This window comes from Spirosoma koreense (assembly GCF_054777875.1).
Window position 1 is genome coordinate 1 of sequence record NZ_BAAHAC010000025.1, and the last position, 317, is coordinate 317.

Annotated in this window: 1 rRNA gene; it reads left to right on the forward strand. The window is 55.2% G+C overall.

What is annotated here, in order from left to right:
* A 16S ribosomal RNA gene (locus tag ACYVC2_RS25530) occupies positions 1 to 94 on the forward strand; the annotation flags it as partial.
* Between the last annotated feature and the right edge of the window lie 223 nt (positions 95 to 317).

A 317-nucleotide genomic window follows, 5' to 3' on the forward strand; every position in this document is an offset into this window, starting at 1 on the left:
GGGAGGTCACAGTCCTCCAAGGGTAAACTCGGCGACTGGGGCTAAGTCGTAACAAGGTAGCCGTACCGGAAGGTGCGGCTGGAACACCTCCTTTTTGGAGCCGTTCGGTAGCCGATACAGGATTGTATCCTGGTCCCTACCGGCAGGTGGAGTGAATGTGCTGACCGTTTTCAAGGACCGGGTCCTGCTTACTGCACAGTAAGGGGGGCACAGTGTTCTTTGACCTACAGGGAGAAACGGCTTCATCATCGGCATGGTGGTGGAGCAGGTACTGACAAGGCGATCTTGTCAGGCCAACATCGTAGTAAACAAGTGAC